Here is a 23,571-nt window from a genome sequence, read left to right on the forward strand (position 1 = left end):
CCTGGGCCTCATCGGCGAGCTGCACGAGGTGCGCGTCTTCGGCTTCCTCGAGCACGTCGGCCTCATCAGCGGGCACGATCGCGGCGATGCGCCCGGCCGATCGGTGGGCGGTCGGCGTCTCCCACTATGTTGTCCGGGTGATCGCCTTCGAAGGACCCGTGCTCGTCACCGGCACCGACACCGGGGTCGGCAAGACCGTCGCCACTGCCGCGCTGGCGGCGTTCCTCATGCGGCAGGGCCGCAGTGTCGAGGTCGTCAAGATCGCGCAGACCGGCGACGATGACGACGCCGCCGAGGTCACCCGGCTTTCGGGGGCTCCGGCCCGGGCGCTCGCTTCCTACCCGGATCCGTTGGCGCCCTTCGCTGCAGCGCGCCGCAGCGGCCTCCCGCTGCTCGAACTGCACGACGTCGCCGAGACGGTCCTCGAAGCGAAGTCCGAGGTCGTCCTCCTCGAAGGCGCCGGCGGCCTGCTCGTGCAGCTCGGCGCCGGCGGCTGGACCGCCCGTGACCTGGCCGTCGAGCTCGGCTGCCCGGCAGTCGTCGTCGCGCGCGCCGGCCTCGGCACGCTCAACCACACCGCCCTCACCCTCGAGGCGCTGGCGCGGCGGGGCATCGACGCGTCCGTCCTCATCGGATCATGGCCGCTCGAGCCCGGCCTCGCCGAGTACGAGAACCTGAAGGACCTCCCCGGTCGCCGACTCGGCTGGATACCCGCCGGCGCCGCCGGGCTCGACCCCGAGGTCTTCCGCCTCAGCGCCTCCGAATGGTTCGACCTCGAAGGCGACCTCCGCCGCTTCGGCACCGACGCCTGACGCAACCCTCCCGCCCGCGCGGCATCCCGCCCGCGGCGCGGCTCCTCCTGTCCGCGTGTCGGACCGGTCCGTCACAGCCATGGAGCTCGCTCCCACCTGCCTTGACATCGCCCAGTACGTTGGTATCGAACCGGCCCAATAGGTGCTGAATCAGTGCGATGCGGGCGCCTCTACCCCCGGCGCCCGCATCGCATCAAAGCCGCCGGCACAGCCCGGCGGCTCACGCTACGCGGGCACGCCGAGTCCGGCCCCGCGCCGCGCCTCGAACCGCGGAATGGCGAGGCCCAGCAGCAAGTCCAGCCCCCAGTCGATGCCCGACGCCTCGACCGGCCGGAACTCGCACCGCATCCGGATCCCGTCGTCCTCGTCGCCCGTCTCGACCACCGTGTGGTCCCATGCGTCCCGCGGGTCCTCGGTGACCATCCACGAGTACGTGGTCACCTGGTAGTCGTGGTCGCGCCAGTCCGGCACCGCCATCAGTCTGCTGCCCAGCACCTCCCCGAACACCAGGCCGCGCACGCCGGTCTCCTCGACCGCCTCGCGCATCGCCGTCTCGCCCGGCGTCTCTCCGGGCCGCGCCCCGCCTCCGGGGACTTGGACCCCGGCCTCGGGCCGGTCCCGGTGCAGCATCACGAGCACCTCGAGGCCGGGCCGTTCGGGCGAATCGCGGAGGACGTAAGCGGTCCCGCGTTGGCGGAAATCCAGGAATTCAGGCATCCCGACAGCTTGGCAAGCGTATGCGCCGCACCGCAAGGCGTTAAACGGCCAGCCGCACCACGAGCGGGCTCGGCATCCGGAACGACAGGTTCGGGTCGCTCACCGGCGCCGCCACCACCCGGCAGCGGGGGAGCAGCGGCACGAGCTCCGCGACCACCACCTCCGCCTCCATCCGCGACAGCTGGCTCCCCAGGCACCGGTGCGCGCCCGCCCCGAACGCCAAGTGCCGCCGCGAACCCCGCTGCCCCGGAACCATCCTCATCGGACACTCCGCGACGCCCTCGTCCATGCCCGCCGCCCCCAGCCACACCAGGACCGACTCGCCCGCCCGCACCGCGAAACCGCCGATGTCCGTGTCCCGCTTCACCACCCGCCGCCACGACGTGATCGGCGGCAGCAGCCGCAGCCCCTCCTCGACGATCAGCCCCGGTGCAGACGCCAGCAGCGCCGGCTCCTCGATCAGGCGGTGCAGCAGCAGCGTCAGGAACTGCGACGTCGTCTCCTGGCCCGCCACCAGCAGAAAGAACAGCGCCGCGGTCGCCGCGTCCTCCCCGTACTCCTCCAGCAGCTCCCTCGTCGCCCCGGTGGACCCGGCCGTCCAGCCCCGCAGCAGCGCATGGAACGGCCCGACCACCCCGGCCAGCTCGCGCTGGCGCTCCGGCGAAGGATCGCCCCAGAACAGCTCCAGCGCGGCCCGGCTGAACCGCTTGACCTCCAAGGCCGCCTCGACCTCCAGGCCGAGCAGCCGCGCCAGTGCCGCGAGCGGGATCTCCGACGAGACCGCCGCGTCCACGTCCACCGCCTCGCCCGCCCGCAGCCGCCACGCGACCCCGGCCGCGGTCCGCCGCGCCAGGCCTGTCAGCCACGGCCGCAACGCCTCCACGTTCGCGGGGGCGAACACCTCGCCGAACGCCGCGCGGATCCGCTCGTGCGAGTCGCCGTCGTTGTTCGCCAGCGTCGCGGGCAGCCGGAACCGGTGCCGCGTCAGCTCCCGCAGCGCGTCCGTGGGGATCGGGGTGATCGCGTCGAGCGCGTTCGCCGCCGAGAACCGCTCCCGATCGGCCAGCACCTGCTTGGCGAGACGGTGCGAAGACACCACGACCTGCCCGTCGCGCCGCATGACGGGGGCGTCGGGTCGGGGATGTTTCCACAGCTCGAAGAGCACGCGCGCAGCCTACCTCCCCCGAAAGTACGAGTCCCGTTCACGGTAATCTGCTCTCAGTCTTTCGGCGCCCCGCACCGCGACCCGCCCCCGGCGGCCGCCCGCGCGCGGACCGCCGTCCGGCACCTGACTGCATGCCCACCGTAAGGAGCCTTTCCCTTGCAGGAGTACTCCTCCCAGGCCGCCTACGACCGCGGCGAGGCCGTCTGCGTCATCGGCGCCGGAGCGTCCGGCCTCATCGCGGTCAAGAACCTCCGCGAGAACGGCTTCGAAGTCGACTGCTACGAGCGGGACACCGTCCTCGGCGGCCTGTGGAACCCGCAGAACCAGCACAGCCCGCTCTACCCCAACACCCACCTCGTCACCTCCCGGTCCCAGACCGAGATCCCCGACTTCCCGATGCCCGACGACTGGCCCGACTACCCGTCGGCGGCCCAGATGCTCGAGTACCTGACCGCGTACGCCAAGCACTTCGGGCTCTCCGAGCACATCTGGTACGGCTCCGAGATCTCCCACCTCGAACCGGTCGAGGGCTCCCGCTTCGAGGTCGTCGTCAAGCCCGCGGCCGGCGCCGCCGCGCGGCGTCTGCGCTACGGCGCGGTCATCATCGCCACCGGCCACCACTGGTCCCCGAACCTGCCCTCCTACCCGGGCCTGGACGACTTCCGCGGGACCGTGCTGCACTCCTCGCAGCTCAAGGACCCGTCCCGCCTGCGCGGCAAGCACGTCCTGGTCATCGGCGGCGGCAACTCCGGCGTCGACATCGCCTGCGAGGCCGCCGTCAACGCCGCCAGCTGCGTCCACTCCGTGCGCCGCGGCTCCTGGCACCTGCCCAAGTACCTGGGCGGCGAGCCCGCCGACTACGCGCTCGCCCGCCTCGCGTCCCGCCCCAAGTACCTGCGCCGTTTCCTCACCGACCGGACCCTCAAGGGCCCCAAGCGACTCGCGGAGCGCATGGGCATCGAGGCCCCCGGCCCGGGCCCGGCCGGGGAAGAGCCCGTGCGCAACGGCCGCTACCTCGAGCACGTCGGCGACGGCTCCATCAAGCGCCGCGGCGAGGTCGCCCGCTTCGACGGCTACGACGTCGCGTTCGCGGACGGCACCGAGATCCGCCCCGACCTCGTCGTCCTCGCCACCGGCTACCAGCCCAAGATCGCCTGCGTCGCACCGGAACTGCTCGGCGGTACCCGCGACGAACCCGCGCCGCGGCTGTTCGCGCGCATGTTCTCCCCGAAGGCCCAGACCCTCGCCGTGGCCGGACTCGTCGAACCCGGCGTGGGCGTCCTCCCCATCGTCCACTGGCAGACCCACGCGATCTCCCGCTGGCTCCAGGTCCGCAAGAGCGACCCCGAACGCGCCGAGAGCTTCAAACTGCAGGTCAACGCCGAATCGCACCACGACGCGGTGGAGCACGTCGACCCGCGCCGCCGTCTCGTGGTCGACGCCGAGGAGTACCTGGCCAGCCTGGGCCGCATCATCGACACCCTCGAACAGGAGCCCGCCAAATGAGCCTCACCGCCTGGAGCCGGCGAGCCCGCACCCCCGAGCCGGTCCCGGTCCGGCGCGAGATCGCGGTCTTCGAGCCCGCCGACCTCTTCGACATCGAGATCAAGGACAACCCCGAGACGAACCCGGTGCTGTGCTGCACCGGCGACCCGGCCGGCGCGGCCGCCTTCAACGCCTCGTGGCTCAAGCGGATCGCCACCTCGGGGCGGTACGCGGCTGCCGTGAGCGTGCGCGGCCAGGGCGGCACGCCCGCCGCCGCGGGCGGGCCGGAGGCCCGCGCGCACGACGTGGTGCAGGCCGCGGTCACCGTGCCCCGCCAGACGGTCCTCATCGGACACCGCGAGGGCGCGGCCTGGGCCGCACTGGCGGCCGGGCGCTACCCGGCGGCGGGCCTGGTGCTCGTGTCCCCGCTGCGGGTCCCGAAGCAGCTGCCGAAGCCGGTGGGCGAGCCGCCGGTGCTGCTGGTGGTGAGCGAGTCCGAGACGCAGTCGAAGGAGGTGCAGGCGGTATCCGACGAGTACGGCATCACCCCGCTCACCTTCGCGGGCGCCCCCGACGACGTCTTCAAAGGCGCCACCGCCGAAGGCCTCCTCGACACGATCCTCTCCTGGCTCGACGCCCAGAAGCGGTGACAGCGCGGCATTGACACCGCAGCGGTGACGAAGCGGCGGCACTGACCCGGCAGCGGCGTTCTGGGCGCACGCCGAAAGCCTGAACGCGGGCTGGGTTCGGTTCCCCGGTTTTCCACGCTAGCGAGGCGAACCTGAAGCCGAGCTGAAGGCCGAGCCGGGCTGCGCCCGGGCTCGGCCGAAGTTCACCTGTACGGGTGAGTCAGACGACCGCTCCGTCGTCGGTGTCGTCCGGTTCCTTGTCCGGGCGGAGGCGGCTGATGAGCAGCCACACGCCGATGAGGAACCCCACGAACCCGACCAGCCGGCCCGGGTTCGTCCCCAGCGGCGCGATGCCCGGATTCACCAGCAGCGCGAGGCCGCCGATGATGAGCAGCACCCCGCCGATCGCCGGCAGGCTCGGCCACGGCACCGGAGGCGGCTCCGGCGGGTCGTAGTCGTCCTCCTCGTCGTCCGGCAGCTCCGCGTCCCACAGGTCCAGGAGCGTCGGCTCGTCGTCCCGGTTCGACACGACCGGCGGCGTCATCGGCACGACCTCGGTCGGATGCTCCTGCGCGTCGAGCCCCTTCACGAGCCCGGTGTCCGTGTCGCCCAAGCCCTTGATCAGCTCGTTGAACCGGCGGTCGACGTCCTCCGGGCGCAGCTCCTCCGGGCCGCCCTCGCCGTCCTGCTCGCCGCTCTCGGGCTCCCCGTTGCCCTCCTGCTCGCTGCGGTCAGTCATGGACACCCCGAGCCTTGACCAGCTGCCGGTTCATGAACTCGACACTCCCGGAGAAGATCGTCTCAGCGTCGTAGTCGAGCGTCGCCACATGGTAGCTGCGCGGCAGCACCGTCGATTCGACGTCCTTGGAACGCACGCCCGCCCGGATCACCGCACTGTTGCGCGGACTCACCACATGGTCCTCCGCGCTCGTGAAGATCCGCAGCGGCACCGTCACCCGCGCCAGCTCCGGCCGCGTCACCTGCCACAGCCGACGCAGCGACGCGTACGCCGCCACCGGCGTCCGCGACGTCGTCTTCTCCCGCACATCCGGCTTGTTCAGGTCCGACCCGATCGACGCCACGCTCGGCATCACGTACTTCAGCACCGGCGCCAGGAACCCCTGCGGCTTGTCGTCGAAGATCGCCGGATTCACCAGCACCAGCCCCGACAGGTCGCCGCCGCGCTGCTCCGCCAGCCGCAGGCACAGCGAACCGCCCATCGACAGGCCTCCCGCGAACACCGGCCGGCCCAGCGCCAGCGCCTCGTCCACGGCCTCCTCGAGCCGCCGGTACCACTGCTGCCAGGTCGCCTTAGCCAGCACCTGCCATGTGTCCCCGTGGCCCGGCAGCAGCGGCGACACGACGTTGAAGCCCTCGCCGCGCAGGTGCTCGCCCCACGGGCGCATGCTCGCCGGATCGGAGGTGAAGCCGTGGCACAGCACCATCGTGGCCTTGGCGTCGGCACCGAGGTCGAACGTGAACTCCTCGGAATCGCTCGTCACGTCGCCTCCCGGGGTCGCTGAATGACGGGGCGCGGGATCGCGAGGACTCAAGCACGGCCCGCCGGTCGAACCGGCGGCCGGGCGGTCCCGTTTCGCGCCGCTTGCCCATTCTCGCACGCGCCCGCGGGCCGCCGCCACCGCGCGGGAGCGCCCCGCCGCCCCCGCGCGAGCCGCCGTCCGCGTTCGACGTCAGAAGGATTGACCGGTACCGATACGCTTGAGCGCGTGATCTACTGGGTGCTGAAGGCGACGCTGGGCTCGCTGCTGTGGGTCGTGTACCGGCCCCAGGTCGAAGGGCTCGAGCACGTGCCCGAGGACGGCCCGGCGATCCTGGCCTCCAACCACCTCGCCGTCACCGACTCCTTCTTCATGCCCCTGGTGGTCAAACGCCGGGTCACGTTCATCGCGAAAGAGGAGTACTTCACCGGCACCGGCTTCAAAGGCTGGTTCGTGCGCACCTTCATGAACGCCGTCGGCGCCATCCCCGTCGACCGCGCCGGCGGCGACGCCGCCAGCGCCTCCCTCGACACCGGCAAGCGCGTCCTCTCCGAAGGTCGCCTCTTCGGCATCTACCCCGAGGGCACCCGCTCGCCGGACGGCCGCCTCTACCGCGGCAAGACCGGCGTCGCCCGCCTCGCGCTCCAGACCGGCTCCCCGGTCGTCCCCGTCGCCATGCTCAACACGGGGGAGCTCCAGCCCATCGGCAGGCGCATCCCCAAGATCGGCCGCGTCAAGATCAAGTTCGGGCCCTCGCTGGACTTCAACCGCTACCGCGAGCTCGTGGGCGACCGCTTCATCGAGCGCGCCGTTACCGACGAGGTCATGGACGCCCTCAGGGCGCTCTCCGGCCAGGACTACGTCGACGAGTACGCCGCGAAGTTCAAGGACAAGGGCAAGCAGTAAGCGCGGCCCCGCACGGGACCGCACTCCTCTCCTCGACCGCTATTCGGCGCCTCCGAAGCCCGCCCGGCGCCGCAGCGCGGGCAGGTCCACCACGACGATCTTGCGGCCCTCTGTGCGCAGCCAGCCGCGGTTCGCGAAGATCCCGATGGCCTGGTTCACGCTCTGGCGCGAACCGCCGGCCATCTCCGCGAGCTGCGTCTGGTTCAGCTCGATCGTGGTCATCGGCGACGAGTGCTGCTCCGCGAGCCGCACCAGCGTCTTCGCCACCCGCCCCGGCAGGTCCAGGAACACGTGGTCGGAGGACTGCTCGGTCAACCGGCGCACGATCATGCCCATCGACCGCAGGACCGCGTCGAGCATCTTGGGGTTCCCGTGCACGAGCTCCAGGAACGACGAGCGCGCCAGCGCGAGCGCCGACGTGTCCTCGAGCGCCTCCGCGCTGGCCGATCGGGGCGAGCCGTCCAGGAGCGAGACCTCGCCGAGCACTTCGGGTGCGCGGGCGACGTGGAGCATCGCGCGCTCGCCGGTGGCAGCGGTGCGGAAGACGCTCACCGCCCCTGACCGGATCATGATGAGTGACTCGCCCGGCTCGCCTTCGAAGAACAGGAGGTGCCCACGCCGGTAGTGGCGCTGTACCGCCACCCCCGCGATCTGCCGCCGTGCCTGCGGGTCGAGGCCGGCGAACATGGCGACGCCTGCAAGCGGGTCTTCAGATGGGCTGACACCCATAGTTCTCCCCCTTCGGTGGGTCCCGGGTCCGCGGGTTCCCTCCGATGATCGCTGTCTTTTCCGTCGTTGTACAGAGCCCGGTGTCGGAAACTTCACGCTCCGTTGGGCCGTGTGTCCAGACGGCGCACTTGTCGCTCGACCGAGTGTACGATCAAGTCTACGTGCTTTAGCGTCGATTGTCCGGTATCGCGACGCCCGCGTGCGGGACGCGAGGTCAGATTCCGGCTGCCTGATCGTATGGCGTAGCGTCGACTCCAGTCCGGCGACATACGGGTGGGGCCCGAGAACGGCCGAAAAGACCGCTCGTGATCATACGAAAGGCCGATGCGTGGCGTACCGATACTTCTACGACTGCGAGTTCATCGAGGACGGTCGCACGATCGACCTGGTCTCGATCGCCGTCGTCGACGAGCAAGGGCGCGAGTACTACGCCGTTTCGACCGAGTTCGACCCTTCCCGCGCGATCGACTGGGTGCGCCGCAACGTCCTCGACAAGCTGCCGCCGCCGGCGAGTTCCTTGTGGAAGGACCGCGCCACCATCCGCGACGAGCTCTACGACTTCCTGGTGTCGCCCGTGCGCCGCAAGTCCGGCAGCCACCCGGGGGAGCGGGTCGAGCTGTGGGCCTGGATCGGCGCGTACGACCACGTCGTGTTCGCGCAGCTGTGGGGCACGATGCCGGAGCTGCCGCGAGCGCTGCCGCGCATGACCAAGGACCTGCGCCAGCGCTGGGAGGACCTGGGCCGCCCCGAACTGCCGACCACTCCTGACGCGGACATGCACGACGCCCTCACCGACGCGAAGCTCAACCTCGCCCGCTGGAAGGCGCTCGAGGCGCACCGCGCCGAGCGCGGCGCGTACGCACCGGTCGAATCCCACCCGTAGCGCCTCTCGGAACCCCAGGTCGCCGCCCCCTGACCCCGATATAAGGTGGGCAGTGTTTCGGCAATGGGGCCGCCCAGTTAACAGTCCTGACTCCAGGGAGTAAGAACATGCGCATTGGCGTGCTCACCGGCGGCGGTGACTGCCCCGGTCTCAACGCGGTCATCCGTGCCGCGGTCCGCAAGGGCAGCAAGGAATACGGCCACGAGTTCGTGGGCTTCCGCTACGGCTGGCGGGGTCCCATCGAGGGCATCACCCAGGAGCTGAACTGGGACACGGTCGAGAACATCCTCGACCAGGGCGGCACGATCCTCCACTCCTCGCGCACCAACCCCTACAAGATCGAGGGCGGCGTCGAGGCCATCAAGAAGAACATGGCCGACCTGGGCGTTGACGCGCTCATCGCGATCGGCGGCGAGGACACCCTGGGTGTCGCGACGAAGCTGACCGCGGACGGCGTCAACTGCGTCGGCGTGCCGAAGACGATCGACAACGACCTCTCGGGCACCGACTACACCTTCGGCTTCGACACCGCGGTGAACATCGCGACCGAGGCCATCGACCGCCTGTGGACGACCGCGGACTCGCACGACCGCTGCATCGTCGTCGAGATCATGGGCCGCCACGCGGGCTGGATGACGCTGCACGCGGGCATCGCCGGCGGCGCGAACGTCACCCTCATCCCCGAGGTCGCGTTCGACATCGAGAAGGTCGCGAACTTCGTCAAGGAGCGCAAGGAGGCCGGCAAGGCCACCATCGTCGCCGTCTCCGAGGGCGCGCACGCCGAGTCGGGCATGGTCCTCAAGGACGGCGAGGTCGACGCGTTCGGCCACGTCAAGCTCGGCGGCGTCGGCGACTGGGTCGCCAAGGAGATCAAGGAGCGCGCGGACATCGAGACCCGCGCGATCATCCTCGGCCACCTGCAGCGCGGCGGCACCCCGACCGCGTTCGACCGCGTGCTCGCCACCCGCCTCGGCCTCGAGGCCGCCTCGGCCGTGCACGAGGGCGACTTCGGCAAGATGATGGCGCTCCAGGGCACCAACGTCGTGCGCATCCCGATCAACGAAGGCACCGACGTGCTCAAGACCGTCCCGGTCGAGCGTTACGCGGACGCCGAGGTCTTCTTCGGCGTCTAGCCGGAGGGCACTCCAAGAGCGCTACGGTCGGTTGGGTAAGGATCCCCGGTTTTCCAAGCTACTAGGGGAAACCTGAAGGGGAGCTGAAGCCCGACCGGCCATAAAGCACTGTCAGCACGCAACCACGGGCACGCCCGGTCGTTAGACCAGGTGTGCCCGTGGCTTTTCGAGAGACTGATCCCTCTGTGACGCTCGGCGAGATCCCGCATCTCGCCGACTTCACGTTTCACAAGACCCTGCCGGACATCGACTTCGACTCGATCCCGGTGCCGGGCCTCGACGCCGACTTCTACCGGCGCCCCGTGGGCGACCGGATCCTCAGCGTCGGCGTGTACCGCTTCGCCGGGGCCGAGACGCACCGCGCCTGGGGCTGGGTCGGCGAGCCGCACTGCTCCTGGCACGCCTACCGGAACCCCGCCACCGGCGGGTTCGACGGTCCCTTCCAAGGCTGCCCGGTGTTCAGGCTGCTGCGCGAAGGCGGCCGGCTCACCGGGTTCGCGCTCGGCTCAGGCGGTCTCGCCCGACGCTTCCTCGTGGCGGAGCGCCCGCCGCTCCTGGCGGGTCACCCTGCGGGTGTAGACGATCGCGGCGGTCGTGATCGCGAGGCCGAGGAACAGCCCGCTCCCGGCGAACCACGCCGAGGCCTCGGGTGAGAAGCCCAGGACCGCGACGGGCAGCTGCACGAAGGCGATCAGCCCGGCCAGCAGCCACTTGCCGCCACCCTTGCCCCACAGCAGCGCCGTCCAGATCGGAGCCACCACGATGGCGAGGATCGCGATGTCGAGTGCCCAGTGCACCACCGGGTTCTGCACCCTGTCGTGCTGGAACGCCATCGCCGGACTCGAGACCGAGACGATCATGGCGGCAACGGTCGCAACGAATGCGAGACGACGTGTCATACGCAACCTCCTCTGCGTGGGAAGCCTTAACGCTACGTCCAGTAGTCGTGCATGTCTGTCGGGTATCCGCCACTTGGGGTTATTTTCCGAGGCCACGGCACCGGTTTCGGGCCGAGGTGCGGAGGGGGACCGGGAAGGCGCGAGAGCGCGCGCGAAACGGGGGAGGACGGCCTTGCCCCGCCGCCATACAGTGCTCGTGAATCGACAGTTGGAGGAACCTGTGGTGGGTCAGGTCGGCAGGGCGGAAGCCGTGCTCGAGAAGAGGAGCGGGCTCGATCCCGCGGCCGAACGCGAGGCGCGCGCCGCGCTCGCGGGCTGGCAGCAGTTCGCCCGCAAGTACCGGCTCGCGTTCCGCGCCGAACTCCAGCCCGAAGACCTGGGCGGCGAGACCGCCGAGGTCTTGGACTCATTGGGCCGCTTGGGATTCCCGGTCGCACGGGTGCGCGGGTGGACGCGCGGCGTCTGGGGCGGCAGGCCGAGCTTCGGGTTCAGCGCGCTCGACGCGACGGCCGCCGGCTCGATCTACCAGCTGCGCTGCCACGCTGTGCGGCTGCGCGGCACCGTCCCCGACGTGGTCCAGCACCGGCTGCTCGACGGCGACTCCTCGATGGCCGGGAACTGGCACCCGCACCGCGCGCGGTACACCGCCGTGGTGCTGCCCGACCCGCCGCGCCCGCCGACGCGCCAGCGCGGCCGCATCGGGCGGTTCACCGCCGACGCCCTCGACCGCTTCTTCCGGCCCGTGCCCCGGCAGCTCCACACCGACGACCCGGCCTTCGCGACGGCGCTCGCCGCGGCGGCCGAGGCCGAGGGCCTCGACCTGTTCCGATGGTCGTGGGCGGCGAAGGGCGGCTGGCTCGCGGCCTGGAAGAGCGACGGCACCGGCACGGACACGCACCAGCAGCGCGCCCGCTTCATGGACTTCCTCCCCGCGCTGGCCGACTGCGTCGACGCTTAGTCGTTCCGCGCCCAGAGGATCACGGTCAGCTCCGCTTCGGCCGCGCCCGCGACCCATTCGAGGCTGTCGACCGACACGCCCGCGAGCATGCCTTCGGTGGTGAACAGGCATCCGTGTGCGCTCGGCGGCGCGTCGGGGTCGAGGTCCAGCCCGAATCCGGTCTCGCCGCCGGTCGCGGCGTTGCAGTCCGCGGGGTCGAGGCCGGTACCGGCCGGGGTCAGTCCCGTCGTCTCGCCGGGGCTGTACAGGTAGGCGGTCTGCCAGCTGCCGCACGAGTACCAGATGAGGTCGGCCCATGCGGCGGGCTCGCTGTCGCCGTGGAGGTCTTCGCCGGCGCCGCCGTCGTCGAGGTCGACGTGTCGGTCCCAGCATTCGTCACCTTGGAAGGTGGCCGAGAGCCGGACGGTGAACGTGTCGGCCTCCTGCCAAGGGCCGCTTCCGGTCTCGGGCGATGCTTCGCTTTCACTCGAGGCGGCGGGCTGGGCGGGGTCGGGGTCGTTTTCGGCGTTGACGCCGTGCCGCCAGATCAGGACGGTGACGACGACACCTGCCGCAGTGGCCAGGGCGCTGAGGGCGGCCCAGAAGTTCTTGGAGGGGTATGCGCTCATGGCCGGAGCATAGCGATGACCGGGTGTTTTACCAGTTCACCAGCGGTTTCGCGAGTTCCGGCGTTTCCGGGCATTTCCCCGGTAACCGCGACCGTCCAACCGCGTGTTGTCGGGAAACCGACAGTTCACGGGAACGCGGGAGGCCGACCGCCCGCTGCGGGGCGATCGGCCTCGGTGTCGTCGGCGCGCTAGTGGCTCTTCGGCAGTTCCGCCGCGATCACGGTGTGGCGCAGCAGGAGTGCGGTGGTGACCGGTCCGACGCCGCGCGGGACCGGGGTGAGCCGGCCGGCGATCGGGGCGACCGAGGCGTAGTCGACGTCGCCGACCAGGCCGCCGTCGTCGGTCGGGTTGGTGCCCACGTCGATCACGGTCGCGCCGGGCTTCACGAAGTCCGCGGTGATCATGCCCGCGCGGCCCACCGCCGCGACCAGCACGTCCGCCTCGCGGCAGACCGCCGCGAGGTCCTTCGTGCGCGAGTGGCACACCGTCACGGTCGCGGACTCGTTGAGCAGCAGCAGCGCCGCGGGCTTGCCCACCACAGTGGACCGTCCCACGACGACCGCCTTGGCGCCCTCCAGGACCAGGTCCTCGCGCTTGAGCAGCTCCAGCACCGCCGCGGCCGTCGCGGGGGCGAACGTGCGCAGCCCGGCGGCCAAGCGGCCCAGGCTCTCCGAGTTCGCGCCGTCCACGTCCTTGAGCGGGCTGATGTACCCGCCGACCGACGAGAGCGTCACGCCCTCCGGCAGCGGCGTCTGGCAGATGATCCCGTGCACGGCCGGATCCGCCGAAAGCTCCTGCAGCTTCGCGACGATCTCGTCCTTGCCGGGGTCCTTGAGGTGCTCGACCCGGCAGTCGATGCCCTCCTTCTCCGCGGCCTTGCGGATCGAGCGCACGTACCAGGCCGTGCCCTCGTCGTCCGTCGGCACCACGACCGCCAGGGTCGGGACGATGCCCTCTTCGCGCAGCCGCGCCGCGTCCGCGGCGACCTCCGCGCGCAGCGCCGCCGCTACGGCGCGCCCGTCGATGTCACTCATGCCCGAATCCTCTTCGCCACGATCTGCATGATCGCCTCGGCCTGCACCTTCGCCTGCAGCGCTTCGTTGAGCGTGCTCGCCAGCCGCTCCCGCTCGGCGGCGTCCTTGATCGCGACCACGTTGATGTCGACGTTCAGCGCCGCCGACTCCAGCGCCGACTTCGCCGCCGACGCCGCCACGGCCACATCCGAGAGCACGTTCGGGTTCGACCCCTCCAGGATCCGGCCCGACAGCTTGATCACCTCGGCCGACACCCGCGCCACCGCGAGCGGCACCGCCGCGGCCTCGACCAGGCCCGCCTGGATCGCGGCGGTCCGCGCCGCCTTCTCCTCGTCAGAGGACTTCGGCAGCTTGTAGGCGGCCACGACGCCCGAGAACGCCTCCGCGTCGTCCTCCGCGAGCTGCAGTGCCTCCAGCCGCAGCCGCTCGGCCTCGGCCAGCGCCTCCCGCATCACCGCTTCATGCTCGTCGAACCTCGGTTTGCCGATGGTCAGGTTGCACACCATGGACACCAGGGCGGCGGCCATGGCCGCGCTCATCCCCGCCGCCGCGCCGCCGCCGGGCGCCGGGAGCTCAGAGGCGAGGTCGGTCAGCCAGTCTTCAATAGTCGTCTTGCGCACCCGGCCAGCCTAGACGCGTCCCCAAAGGTGGGATGTCTGCGCCGGTCCCGGTGTGTCGCGCCGCCCGTCCGCCTGTGAGGGTTCACCCATTGAGACACGCAAATCATCGTGGTGACCGCGCCCCGCCGCCACGTACCATTAGCGCGTGAACCGCCAATGGCATGACCTGCGAAACCCTGGCCTCGTCCCCGTCGTCGCCGACGCGGAGGAAGCCGAGCGCTATCAGCTCGACGCCTGGCGGAACCTGCCCCGCGAGCAGGTTCCCCCGTGGGAGGACTACGCCGAGGTCGAGGACGTCGCCGGGGTGCTCGCCGGCGTCCCGCCGATCGTCGCCCCCTACGAGGTCGAGCACCTGCGCGAACTCCTCGCCGAGGTGTGCGAGGGCCGCGCCTTCCTCATGCAGGGCGGCGACTGCGCCGAGACGTTCATCGACAACACCGAGCACCACGTGCTCGCGAACATGCGCACCCTCCTGCAGATGGCGGTCGTGCTCACCTACGGCGCCTCGCTCCCAGTCGTCAAGGTCGGCCGCGTCGCCGGCCAGTACTCCAAGCCGCGCTCGGCCGCGACCGACTCGCTCGGCCTGCCCGTCTACCGCGGCGACATGTTCAACTCGCTCGAAGCGACCGAAGAGGCCCGCGTCTGCGACCCGCAGCGCATGATCCGCGCCTACGCGAACTCCGCCGCCACCATGAACATGCTCCGCGCCTACCTGCGCGGCGGCCTCGCCGACCTCATGGCCGTGCACGACTGGAACAAGGACTTCGTCCGCACCTCCCCGGCCGGCGAGCGCTACGAGGCCATCGGCCGCGAGATCGACCGCGCCGTGCGCTTCATGGCCGCCTGCGGCGTCGAGGACGAGAACCTCCACACCGCCGAGGTCTTCGCCTCCCACGAGATGCTCGCCATCGAGTACGACCGGGCGCTCACCCGCATCTTCAACGGCAAGGCCTACGCCCTGTCCGGGCACATGCTGTGGAACGGCGAGCGCACCCGCCAGCTGAACGGCGCCCACATCGACTTCCTCTCCCGCGTCGCGAACCCGGTCGGCTGCAAGATCGGCCCGACCGCCACGCCCGAAGGCGTCGTCGAGATGTGCCAGAAGCTCAACCCGGAGAACGTCCCCGGCAAGCTCGTCATCATCACCCGCATGGGCCACAAGAACGTCCGCACCGTCCTGCCCCCGATCATCGAGAAGGTCCAGGCCGCCGGGTGCAAGGTCGTGTGGCAGTGCGACCCCATGCACGGCAACACCTACGAGGCCGCCTCGGGGTACAAGACCCGCGCGTTCGACCAGGTCGTCGACGAGGTCCTCGGCTTCTTCGAAGTGCACCGCCAGACCGGGACCCACCCGGGCGGCATCCACATCGAACTCACCGGCGAGGACGTCACCGAATGCGTCGGCGGCGCCCAGGAGATCCGCGACGACCAGCTCTCCGACCGCTACGAGACCGCCTGCGACCCGCGCCTGAACACGCAGCAGTCGCTCGAGCTCGCGTTCCTCGTCGCGGAGATGTTGCGTCATTAGGACAAAGCCATAGAGTGAGCGCATGAGCGCTCACGATCTCTTCCTCCTCGGCGGAGTGTTCCCCGGCATCGCGCCGGCGGCGGCACTCCGCCGAGTCGTCTCCTATGCGCGGCAAGCCGAAACGGCCGGCCTCGACGGCGTCTGGACCGCTGAGCACCACTTCATCGAATACGGCGCCAGCCCCTCCGCGACCCTCATGGCCGCCCACCTCCTCGCCGCCACCGAACGCCTCCAGATCGGCACCGCCGTCGCGGTCCTCTCCAACCGCCACCCCGTCGCCCTCGGCGAAGAGGCCGCCACCCTCGACGCCCTCGCCCCCGGCCGCTTCCGCCTCGGCGTCGGCCGCGGCGGCCCCTGGATCGACCTCGACGTCTTCGGCTCCGGCCTCGACCGCTACGAACGCGGCTTCGAAGAGGGCCTCGGCCTCCTGCGGCGCTGGCTCTCCGGCGACGCCGAGGTCACCCACACCGGCGAGTTCTTCGACGTCCTGCCCGTACGCGTCATGCCCCCCGGCACCGGCCGCCCCGTCTGGGTCGCCGCCACCGGCGAAGGCACCGCCCGCCTCGCCGGACGCCTCGGCCTGCCGCTCCTCCTCGGCATGCACGCGCCCGACGCAGACCACATCAAGCTCTTGACCGCCTGGCGGCGCGAAGCCGAAGCCGCCGACTTCGATCCCGATGCGGCCGAACACGTCTCGACCCACCTCGCGCAGATCGCCGACGACCGCGCGACGGTCGACCGGCTCCGGTCGTCCCTCACCGAGCTCCTCACCCGCGGCGTCGGCCAGTACGTGAGCCTCAAACCCGGCCGCAGCGCCCGCGACCACGCCGCCTACGTCGACTGGATGATCGAACGCCACGCCGTCGGCCCCGCTGGCCACGTCGCCGAACGCCTCGCCGCGTCCGCGGAGGCCACGGGCGTCCGCCGCCAGCTCCTCATGGTCGAGGGCATCGGCGACCCGGACGCGGTGGGCGACAACATCGCCGCCCTCGGCGCCGCCCTCAGTAGGGCCGGTACGGCACTCCCGGAGGGCTCTGCAGCGGCAGCCCCTTGAGCGGGTCGCGCCCCTTCTGGCGGAACCACTGGTTCGCCGAGCCGGTGAACAGGCAGAGCAGTGTCACGAGCGGCATGGCGAGGCTCAACAGGGTCCAGATCAACCGCGTCCCGTCGGCGGGTTCGCCCGCCTGACTGCTCGCCTCGAACCCGGTGTAGATCCCGATGAACCCGGACACGAACGCCAGCAGCATGACCACGATCGTCGCCACCTGCGCCCAACGCCGCCCCGCGCCGATCTTGACGGCCAGGATCCCGAACAGGATCACGAGCACGATCGTCGCAGCGATGACGATCGTCACGACCAGCGCCAGGTTCCCGAACCCTTGCGACAGGTCCTGCTCGAACTCGAGGTCGCTGAAGTTCAGCGCATCCGACCAGAACAGGGCGGTGAGCCCGCCGCCCGCCCCGCAGCAGATCAAGAAGGAGAACTGCAGCCAGAGCATCACCTGTGCGGTTGTGACCGTGCCCGGTTTGCGATGCAGCAGATCGGGCGGCAGGGGAGAAGCGGGCGGAGTGGCAGGCGGCGTGTACATGGCGGTCCTTCAACGGGCGGGTCCGCTAAGTCTAAGCAGACCCGTCCATCCGATCGGCCTCACTGCTTGCGAACCAGCGGCGGCCCTCATATCCGAAGACGCACTTCAGGGCGATCGCCTGAAGGATGAGTGGAGGCGCGGCTGCGAGGAGAATGGCCGCAGTGATGTCATCTCCGTTCCACTTCCATATCGCGATCGCTGCGGCGGTGAAGCTGACCAGGACCGCGGTTCCGATGATGATCGTGGTCCGAGCCCGGCGGTCCGCCCGAACCGTCCAGCGGTCGGTGAAGATGGCGTAGGCGACGATCGCGGCGAAGCCGACTGCCCAAGCCGAATAGATTCCGAACCCGAGGGGATCTGCGGCGAGGCCGAAGTGATTTGCAAGCCAGCCGAACCCGGCGACCAGTGTCCAGCCGAACGAGCAGTTTCCGCAGAGCATGACCAGCACGACCTGGAACCCGGTGAGGGCCCGCACGGTGGAGATGGCTTTCGGCACCCTTGGCTTGGGCACAGGCTGAACCAGGATCGGCATTTCTGGATAGGCCGTGCGCCTCTTCGGCCGGCGGCCGGGTGTCGTTGGATCTTGTGAAGGCATCGTCAGTCCTTGTCCTTTGGCCAGGCCACGACGAGAGGGCCGACATTTGGGGGGTTGGTGAACCAGGCTTTCGCCGAGGTCGTGCACAGGCATGCGGCGATTGCGCCTTCGAGGCAGATGAGAAGGGGCGAAGGCGTGAGGAAGATGAAGAGCCCGAGCGCTATCCAGACGCCGTTGAACACGAGAGTCGCGGTCCGAGCCCAACGGCGGCCGCGGCGCAGATTGACGGCGAGGATGCCGACGAAGGTCAGCACCACGGCCGAGATGAGCAGGGTGCCGAGGCTGAATCTCATCATGTCGGCGGCCTCGTCATCCGTGATCGGGCCACTTTCAACGTCGGACATGCGAAGGAGCACGACGACAGCGACCGAACCGAGGACACACGGCAAGGCGGCGAAGTGCAGCCACATGAGCACTTGTGCGGTGATGACGGAGCGCGGTGCGGACTGCATGGCGAGCGCGGAGATCGGGGTTGGGTCTGGGGTTATGGGCGTGGGGGCCATGGGGGTCCGTTCACGAGATTCAATTGAACGTGTTCAAGGTTGAACGTGTTCAATTTAGCTCGGCGCGATCCTCTGCGGGAAGAGCCCGGGGCTGTGAGCTGCGTCCACCTCCTTGGGGACGACGACCACGGCCCCGCGCAAGCGCAGGGCCGTTCGGGTGATGCGGGGGTCAGTTGTGGAGGGCGTACCTCAGAGCCTCGAAGACCGTCTCGTCCTGGTACTCGAAGTTGTTGGCCTGCAACGCTCCCGGCTTGATCTTCGCTCCGCGGAGCATTTCGATGGCGGCTTCGCCGGCGACGATCTTGACGGCCCAGCCGGGGATGATCCAGGGCGTCGGGCGGTGGACGACCGCTCCGAGGGCTTTGGTGAACTCGCGGTTGGTGGCCGGAGTCGGGCCGACCATGTTGACGGGGCCCCGGACCGAGTCGTCCTCGATGGCGGTGACGGCGGCGTTCACCCAGTCGCGCAAGGAGATCCAGGGGAGATACTGCCGTCCGCTGCCGAAGCGGCCGCCCAGGAAGCACTTCCACACTGGGACGAAGCGGTCCAGCAGGACGCTGTCGGGGCCGAGGACGTGGCCGGTGCGCAGCTTCACCACGCGCGCGCCCGCTTCTTCCGCGGGGGCCGTGGCCGATTCCCACCTCAGGCAGAGGCGGCCGAGGAAGTCGGCCGCGGCCGGGGTCGACTCGTCGACCTCCACGTCGGCGCGGTCGCCGTACCAGCCCGCGGCCGAGCCGTTGACCATGGCCGGGACCCCGGCCGCCGCCACGGCTTCGGCGAGGACCTTGGTGGGGATGACCCGGCTCGTCTCGATGCGCTTCTTGTACGCGTCGTTCCAGCGCTTGCCGCCGACGTTGACGCCGCAGAGGTTCACGACCGCGTCTACGCCGTCGAGGATCTGCGGGTCGAGGGGCCCTTGGTAGGGGTCCCAGAGGATCTCGTTCTCCTCGTCGGGGCGGTGGCGCACGAGCCGCACGATGTCGTGCCCCTCGCCCACGCTCTCGAGGGCCTGCATCAGGGGCTTGCCGAGATAGCCGCTCGACCCGGCGATGACGATCCGCATGCCGACAGCCTATGGCCTCGGCTCGGCGTACCAGTCCTGAACCTGGGTGCGGAGATTCGGGGCCTGGAGTTCGGCGTTCTGCTGGATCGCCGCGAGGGACTGCGCGGCGAGGGCGCGCCGCCATTCGAGTTCGGCGCCGCGCATGGCGGTGTCGATCGCGCACGGGGCGCGGAACGCCGAGGCGGGTTCGTCGCCCCAGACGCCGTTCTGGCGGATCTCGGCGCACTGGAACGCCTCCGCGGGCCCCTCGATCGCGGTGAGCACGTCCATGAGCGTGATGTCCTTGAGGCTCTTGGCGAGCCGGAAGCCGCCCTTCTTGCCCGCGGTCGAGGTGAGGATGCCCGCCTTGACGAGCGGCTGGAGCTGCTTGTTGAGGTAGGCGGGCGGCAGGCCGTACCCGGCGGCGAGCCGCGCGGTGGAGACGGGCTCGTCGACGCCCATCCAGTCCAGGAGCAGGCAGCAGTGCGCGGCCCATTCGACGCCTTCGCTGATCTTCATATCTCGAGCTTATCTGTCCGGGTAAGTAAAGCCTGCCGCAGCGCAGTACTCCTTCTGGACATCAGGTTTTGGTGCCGGGGACGGGTTGCGGATTTTTATCTGGACATGTAATGTCTAGATATAACGTCCGGCAGGAGCCGGTCCGCCTACCAGAGGAGCACCCGTGGACACCGTCCCCGCACCCGTCATCGCCCGCGCCGACACCGCCGAGAAGCTGGCCCACGCCCAGGACTCGGTGATGACCCTGCTCGCCGACTCCTCGCAGACCGGCGGCGCCCTCTCGGTCACCCGCTCGATCTTCCCCGCCGGCGGCGACGGCGCGCCCTCGCACTTCCACACCGGCACCAGCGAATCGCTGTTCGTCATCTCCGGCCGCCTGCAGGTCCTCACCGGTGACGAGGTCATCGTCCTGGAGGCCGGCGACTTCGTGAGCATCCCGCCGGGCCTGCCGCACGCGTTCGGCGCCGCCGCAGGGCACGACGCCGACGTCCTCGCCGTCTTCACCCCGGCCGCCGACCGGTTCGACTACTACCGGCTGCTCGAGCGCGTCAACGCGGGCGAGGCCGATCCGAAGGAGATCCCCGCCTCGGGGGAGCGGTACGACAACCACTACGTGGCGAGCGAGGCCTGGCAGTCGGCCCGCGCGGGGGAGTAGACGCCGAACGGCCGCAGCGCAGTGCTGCGGCCGTTGCGGTCCGGTCTAGAGGCCGAGCCTCGGGAGGTTGAGGCGGCCGAAGCGGTTGCGCCACGGCACGTCCGCTTTGATGCCCGCGAGGACCGAGCGCTGGAGCGTGTTGTCCTGCGGCAGTTCGTCGACGGGCGTGTCCTCGGGGCGACCGAAGACGAAGCGCCACAGGTCGGAGCGGTTGCCCGCCGGGTCGCCGGGGCCTTGGAGGTCGAAGAGCGCGCCGAAGCCGGGGATGTTCGACCGCTCGGGCAGCCAGTCGCTCAGCTGCGGGTCGAGCAGCCACGACTCGCACATGAAGACCATGTCCTCGGGGCCGTCGTACCGCTCGGGGAAGACCGCCGGGAAGTACTCGAGCGCCCATTCGACCGAGTCGCGCACCGCGTCGAGCGTGAGCGGCCCGCCCTCGCCGCGGATGTGCATGCCCACGAACGGCCGCGGGTCCGGGCCTTCGACGCAGAACTGGAGCCGCCCGAGCTGGTAGAGCGCCCCGCGCACATGCCCGGTGAACCAGTTCGCGACGTCCAGCCCGGCGCGGCCGTAGATGCGGCGGTTGAAGCGCAGCTTCTCGCCGATGTCGGAGAGGACCTTGCGCGACAGCTCTTCGTCGACGCCGCGCTCGCGGTGGAACGCGAGCATGTCCGGGACGGCCGCGAGCAGCGGGTACAGGCCCAGCAGCGGGTGCGCCTCGGGGGGCTTGGGCCAGCTCAGCCATTTGCGCCCGCCCATGTCGGCGGCGATGGACTGGTAGAGGCGGTCGGCGGTCTCGCGCGCGGCGGGGTCGAGCGCGCCGAGGGCCTTGGCGGCGTCGTCGGCGTCCTCGGTCTCGGCGCCGCACCAGTCGAGGAGGAGTTCGCGGACGTCGGCGGCGTCGGGTTCGGGGTACGCCTTCACGGCGCCGGGCAGCGGCAGGTCCTGAGTCACCGGCCTATGTCACCACGCGCGGCCCCCCGGCGGCAACATCGGGTCGGTCACCTTAGTCTGGCCTTGTGCGACGGTTGCTGACGGCTCCCTGGATCGTCCTCCACTGCTTCGCGGTGGTGTTGACGGTCGCCTTCGGCCTGCTCGGCTGGTGGCAGCTCTCCCGCGCGCAGGGCGGCAACGCCATCAGCTGGGGCTACGCGTTCGAGTGGCCGCTGTTCGCGGTCTTCACGCTCGTGCTGTGGATCCGCCAGATGCGCCTGGAACTGCGCAAGGACCGCCCCGCGGAGCCGGGGCGCGGGAAGCCCGAGCCGCCGCCCATGACCTCGCCTTACGAAGGCGACATCTTGAAGGCCCGCCGGAAAGAGCATGAGCCGAGCCTTCTCGCCCGCCCGACCGAAACCGAACCCGCACAGGGGAGCCACGCATGAACGCCGCTCTGAAACGCTTCCGGATCGTCGCCTGGATCGTCGGCACCTTCCTGATCCTGCTCATGCTCGTGGCCATGCCGCTCAAGTACTTCGGCGGGAACGACACGATGGTGTCGGTCATCAGCCCGATCCACGGCCTCTGCTACATGGTCTACCTGGTGCTCGCCTTCCACCTCGCGCAGCAGGCGGGCTGGCGGTTCTGGCCGCAGACGGTGGGGCTCATGCTCGGCGGCACCGTGCCGGTCGCCTCGTTCTTCGTGGAGCGCTGGGCGCACCGGAAGATCCTCGAGGAGCACCCGCAGGCCGCCGACCCGAAGGTCCGCACCGAAGAAGTCGTCTGAGACGGAACCGCGAAAAGCCCGGCGATGATTCGCCGGGCTTTTCGCGTCTGTCTAGGCCTGCAGGGCCGAGCCCGCCTTGAACGTCTCCCAGTCGAGGGTCCAGCCGGTGAAGCCGTCGCCTTGCGGGACTTCGATGCCGGTGTTCTTGACGATGACCGGGTCGCCCCAGCGCACGAAGTTGTAGATCCACTCGCCCATCTCGTCGGAGACGTTGAGGCAGCCGTGCGAGCCGTTCGCGCGGCCGAGCCGGTCGGCGGCCCAGGGCGCGCCGTGGATGAACTGGCCCGAGAAGGTCAGGCGCATCGCCCACTTGACGTCGGTCTCGTAGTCGTACAGGTCGGAGACGAAGGTCGACTCCTCCTCGCGGCTCATGATGGTCATGGTGCCGGAGAACGAGCGCGCGTCGTTGCCGTCGATGGGCGTGTCGGAGCCGAGCGAGATCGGGATGGTCTGCACGACGGAGCCGTCGCGGTAGGCCTTCATCTGCTTGGTGTTGTTGTCCGCCTCCAGGTACCGCGATTCGGCGTCGATGTTGAAGGCGGTCTCGACGTCGAACTCGCCGTAGCGGCCGTCGCCGATGTCGAGTCCGCCGAGGCCCAGCCGCACGGTGACGGCGGTGTTCGGCTGCCAGAACTCCTTGGGCCGGTATTCGAGCGCCCGGCCGGTGATCCAGTGCCAGGAGCCCTCTTGCGCCGGCTCGGAGGCGACGAAGAGGCGGCGTTCGACCGAGGCGCGCAGGTCCTCGGGGATCTCGTAGTCGGAGAAGCGGAACGCGAGGATCGCGCCCATGCCGACCGTGGAGTCCTCGCCCGGCAGGTAGTTCTCGATCGAGACGCGGTTGCCCGGGGAGGCGATGGTGGTGAACGTCGAGGTCGCGGTGGCGGTGAGGCCGTCGGCGTCGTCGGCGGTGACCGTGGCCGTGTAGGTGCCCTCCCACGCGAGCGGGCTGGCGGGGACCCAGGTGGTCCCGTCGGGGTGCATCGCGCCCTCGACTTCGGCGCCTTCGGCGTCGGTGAGCTTGAACTCCTTGAACTCGCCGGCTTCGACGGTCCAGGAGATCTCGGTGGCGGCGGTCGCGTCGGCGGCGCCGTCGGCGGGTGTGATCTGCACCTTCGCGGCGCTCTGCGGCGCTTCGGAGGTGGCGTCGCCCCCGTCCTGGCCGAGGGTGCCCGATTCCTTCGTGCAGGCCGCTGCGAGGCCCACCACGGCGAGGCCGCCGGCGGTCAGCGCGCCGCGGCGAGAGAGGGAGGACGGTCCGAAGCTCATGGGACCACGGTACACAGGGGCGGCGACACTGCGTCTACTTCGCACCTGTGACCTGTTCGGCCCCTGGTCGAAGC

The 23,571-nt window shown here is 70.3% G+C and carries 28 protein-coding genes; 12 read left to right on the top strand and 16 right to left on the bottom strand.

Annotated features, from left to right (window positions below; translation table 11 throughout):
- The first annotated feature begins 158 nt into the window (after positions 1-158).
- Positions 159-812, top strand: coding sequence for a dethiobiotin synthase (gene bioD / locus AB0K52_RS06860; RefSeq protein ID WP_363528352.1), 654 nt, complete (start codon positions 159-161; stop codon positions 810-812).
- A 225-nt stretch (positions 813-1,037) separates the two neighbouring features.
- Here the strand turns inward: bioD and AB0K52_RS06865 are convergent, their stop codons facing one another.
- Positions 1,038-1,529, bottom strand: a complete 492-nt coding sequence (locus tag AB0K52_RS06865) for an NUDIX domain-containing protein (RefSeq protein WP_363527255.1) — start codon at positions 1,527-1,529, stop codon at positions 1,038-1,040.
- A gap of 40 nt (positions 1,530-1,569) precedes the next feature.
- Positions 1,570-2,694 (bottom strand): cytochrome P450, encoded by a 1,125-nt coding sequence (locus AB0K52_RS06870; RefSeq protein WP_363527258.1) that lies wholly within the window; start codon positions 2,692-2,694, stop codon positions 1,570-1,572.
- Between the two features lie 156 nt (positions 2,695-2,850).
- On the opposite strand from AB0K52_RS06870, the gene AB0K52_RS06875 reads away from it, so the two are divergent.
- The gene (locus AB0K52_RS06875; protein ID WP_363527261.1) at positions 2,851-4,200 is read left to right on the top strand and encodes an NAD(P)-binding domain-containing protein; all 1,350 of its coding nucleotides are present in this window, start codon (positions 2,851-2,853) and stop codon (positions 4,198-4,200) included.
- On the top strand, positions 4,197-4,829 hold the full coding sequence (locus AB0K52_RS06880) for a hypothetical protein (RefSeq protein WP_363527264.1): 633 nt from the start codon (positions 4,197-4,199) through the stop codon (positions 4,827-4,829). Before AB0K52_RS06875 ends, AB0K52_RS06880 begins: the two co-directional genes overlap by 4 nt.
- Positions 4,830-5,028: 199 nt before the next feature.
- Here AB0K52_RS06880 and AB0K52_RS06885 read toward each other — a convergent pair whose 3' ends face one another.
- A complete protein-coding gene (locus AB0K52_RS06885; protein ID WP_363527267.1) occupies positions 5,029-5,547 on the bottom strand; it encodes a hypothetical protein in 519 nt (172 codons plus the stop codon).
- Complete coding sequence (locus AB0K52_RS06890) at positions 5,540-6,310, bottom strand: alpha/beta fold hydrolase (RefSeq protein ID WP_363527270.1); 771 nt, start codon at positions 6,308-6,310, stop codon at positions 5,540-5,542. Before AB0K52_RS06890 ends, AB0K52_RS06885 begins: the two co-directional genes overlap by 8 nt.
- Before the next feature lie 225 nt (positions 6,311-6,535).
- Here AB0K52_RS06890 and AB0K52_RS06895 point away from each other — a divergent pair, with 225 nt between their 5' ends.
- Positions 6,536-7,213, top strand: a complete 678-nt coding sequence (locus AB0K52_RS06895; protein ID WP_363527273.1) for a lysophospholipid acyltransferase family protein — start codon at positions 6,536-6,538, stop codon at positions 7,211-7,213.
- 39 nt (positions 7,214-7,252) lie between these two features.
- Here AB0K52_RS06895 and AB0K52_RS06900 read toward each other — a convergent pair whose 3' ends face one another.
- Positions 7,253-7,942 (bottom strand): Crp/Fnr family transcriptional regulator, encoded by a 690-nt coding sequence (locus tag AB0K52_RS06900; RefSeq protein ID WP_030158415.1) that lies wholly within the window; start codon positions 7,940-7,942, stop codon positions 7,253-7,255.
- A 328-nt stretch (positions 7,943-8,270) separates the two neighbouring features.
- Here AB0K52_RS06900 and AB0K52_RS06905 point away from each other — a divergent pair, with 328 nt between their 5' ends.
- Together AB0K52_RS06905 and AB0K52_RS06910 are read left to right on the top strand one after the other, a co-directional pair.
- Positions 8,271-8,825: a polyadenylate-specific 3'-exoribonuclease AS gene (locus tag AB0K52_RS06905; RefSeq protein WP_363527276.1), complete on the top strand. Its 555-nt coding sequence runs from the start codon at positions 8,271-8,273 to the stop codon at positions 8,823-8,825.
- A gap of 107 nt (positions 8,826-8,932) precedes the next feature.
- Entirely contained in the window at positions 8,933-9,958 is a 1,026-nt protein-coding gene (locus tag AB0K52_RS06910; RefSeq protein ID WP_363527279.1) for a 6-phosphofructokinase, read from the top strand.
- Positions 9,959-10,464: 506 nt separating this feature from the next.
- On the opposite strand, the gene AB0K52_RS06915 is transcribed toward AB0K52_RS06910, so the two are convergent.
- The gene (locus AB0K52_RS06915) at positions 10,465-10,857 is read right to left on the bottom strand and encodes a hypothetical protein (protein ID WP_363527282.1); all 393 of its coding nucleotides are present in this window, start codon (positions 10,855-10,857) and stop codon (positions 10,465-10,467) included.
- 250 nt (positions 10,858-11,107) lie between these two features.
- Between AB0K52_RS06915 and AB0K52_RS06920 the strand changes: the two genes are divergently transcribed.
- On the top strand, positions 11,108-11,815 hold the full coding sequence (locus tag AB0K52_RS06920) for a hypothetical protein (RefSeq protein WP_363527285.1): 708 nt from the start codon (positions 11,108-11,110) through the stop codon (positions 11,813-11,815).
- Here AB0K52_RS06920 and AB0K52_RS06925 read toward each other — a convergent pair.
- The 3 genes from AB0K52_RS06925 to AB0K52_RS06935 form a co-directional block, all read right to left on the bottom strand.
- Positions 11,812-12,423 (bottom strand): hypothetical protein, encoded by a 612-nt coding sequence (locus AB0K52_RS06925; RefSeq protein WP_363527288.1) that lies wholly within the window; start codon positions 12,421-12,423, stop codon positions 11,812-11,814. The genes AB0K52_RS06920 and AB0K52_RS06925 overlap by 4 nt on opposite strands.
- 188 nt (positions 12,424-12,611) lie before the next feature.
- Positions 12,612-13,457: a bifunctional 5,10-methylenetetrahydrofolate dehydrogenase/5,10-methenyltetrahydrofolate cyclohydrolase gene (locus tag AB0K52_RS06930; RefSeq protein WP_363527290.1), complete on the bottom strand. Its 846-nt coding sequence runs from the start codon at positions 13,455-13,457 to the stop codon at positions 12,612-12,614.
- Positions 13,454-14,077 carry a cyclodeaminase/cyclohydrolase family protein gene (locus AB0K52_RS06935; RefSeq protein WP_363527293.1) on the bottom strand — a complete coding sequence of 208 codons (624 nt, stop codon included), beginning with the start codon at positions 14,075-14,077 and terminating at the stop codon, positions 13,454-13,456. Before AB0K52_RS06935 ends, AB0K52_RS06930 begins: the two co-directional genes overlap by 4 nt.
- A gap of 166 nt (positions 14,078-14,243) precedes the next feature.
- Between AB0K52_RS06935 and AB0K52_RS06940 the strand changes: the two genes are divergently transcribed.
- Positions 14,244-15,605 (top strand): class II 3-deoxy-7-phosphoheptulonate synthase, encoded by a 1,362-nt coding sequence (locus AB0K52_RS06940; RefSeq protein ID WP_363528355.1) that lies wholly within the window; start codon positions 14,244-14,246, stop codon positions 15,603-15,605.
- 22 nt (positions 15,606-15,627) lie between these two features.
- Positions 15,628-16,659 (top strand): LLM class flavin-dependent oxidoreductase, encoded by a 1,032-nt coding sequence (locus AB0K52_RS06945; RefSeq protein ID WP_363527295.1) that lies wholly within the window; start codon positions 15,628-15,630, stop codon positions 16,657-16,659.
- On the opposite strand, the gene AB0K52_RS06950 is transcribed toward AB0K52_RS06945, so the two are convergent.
- The 5 genes from AB0K52_RS06950 to AB0K52_RS06970 all read right to left on the bottom strand — a co-directional run bounded on the left by AB0K52_RS06950 (position 16,607) and on the right by AB0K52_RS06970 (position 19,853).
- Entirely contained in the window at positions 16,607-17,107 is a 501-nt protein-coding gene (locus AB0K52_RS06950) for a hypothetical protein (RefSeq protein ID WP_363527298.1), read from the bottom strand. The two genes, AB0K52_RS06945 and AB0K52_RS06950, sit on opposite strands and share 53 nt — an antisense overlap.
- A gap of 118 nt (positions 17,108-17,225) precedes the next feature.
- Positions 17,226-17,726 carry a hypothetical protein gene (locus AB0K52_RS06955; RefSeq protein WP_363527301.1) on the bottom strand — a complete coding sequence of 167 codons (501 nt, stop codon included), beginning with the start codon at positions 17,724-17,726 and terminating at the stop codon, positions 17,226-17,228.
- 65 nt (positions 17,727-17,791) lie between these two features.
- Entirely contained in the window at positions 17,792-18,241 is a 450-nt protein-coding gene (locus AB0K52_RS06960; RefSeq protein WP_363527304.1) for a hypothetical protein, read from the bottom strand.
- 220 nt (positions 18,242-18,461) lie between these two features.
- Positions 18,462-19,355, bottom strand: a complete 894-nt coding sequence (locus AB0K52_RS06965; protein WP_363527307.1) for a TIGR01777 family oxidoreductase — start codon at positions 19,353-19,355, stop codon at positions 18,462-18,464.
- A gap of 9 nt (positions 19,356-19,364) precedes the next feature.
- Positions 19,365-19,853 (bottom strand): Rrf2 family transcriptional regulator, encoded by a 489-nt coding sequence (locus tag AB0K52_RS06970; RefSeq protein WP_363527310.1) that lies wholly within the window; start codon positions 19,851-19,853, stop codon positions 19,365-19,367.
- A 163-nt stretch (positions 19,854-20,016) separates the two neighbouring features.
- Between AB0K52_RS06970 and AB0K52_RS06975 the strand changes: the two genes are divergently transcribed.
- On the top strand, positions 20,017-20,508 hold the full coding sequence (locus AB0K52_RS06975; protein ID WP_363527313.1) for a cupin domain-containing protein: 492 nt from the start codon (positions 20,017-20,019) through the stop codon (positions 20,506-20,508).
- Between the two features lie 45 nt (positions 20,509-20,553).
- Here the strand turns inward: AB0K52_RS06975 and AB0K52_RS06980 are convergent, their stop codons facing one another.
- Complete coding sequence (locus tag AB0K52_RS06980) at positions 20,554-21,462, bottom strand: acyltransferase domain-containing protein (RefSeq protein ID WP_363527316.1); 909 nt, start codon at positions 21,460-21,462, stop codon at positions 20,554-20,556.
- A gap of 65 nt (positions 21,463-21,527) precedes the next feature.
- On the opposite strand from AB0K52_RS06980, the gene AB0K52_RS06985 reads away from it, so the two are divergent.
- Complete coding sequence (locus tag AB0K52_RS06985; RefSeq protein WP_363527319.1) at positions 21,528-21,890, top strand: hypothetical protein; 363 nt, start codon at positions 21,528-21,530, stop codon at positions 21,888-21,890.
- A complete protein-coding gene (locus AB0K52_RS06990; RefSeq protein WP_363527322.1) occupies positions 21,887-22,231 on the top strand; it encodes a DUF3817 domain-containing protein in 345 nt (114 codons plus the stop codon). The genes AB0K52_RS06985 and AB0K52_RS06990 overlap by 4 nt, the downstream gene beginning before the upstream one ends.
- 51 nt (positions 22,232-22,282) lie before the next feature.
- On the opposite strand, the gene AB0K52_RS06995 is transcribed toward AB0K52_RS06990, so the two are convergent.
- Positions 22,283-23,497 carry an Ig-like domain-containing protein gene (locus AB0K52_RS06995; RefSeq protein WP_363527324.1) on the bottom strand — a complete coding sequence of 405 codons (1,215 nt, stop codon included), beginning with the start codon at positions 23,495-23,497 and terminating at the stop codon, positions 22,283-22,285.
- Between the last annotated feature and the right edge of the window lie 74 nt (positions 23,498-23,571).

Source organism: Glycomyces sp. NPDC049804 (assembly GCF_040674615.1).
In the GTDB taxonomy this organism is placed as follows: Bacteria; Actinomycetota; Actinomycetes; order Mycobacteriales; family Micromonosporaceae; genus Glycomyces; species Glycomyces niveus.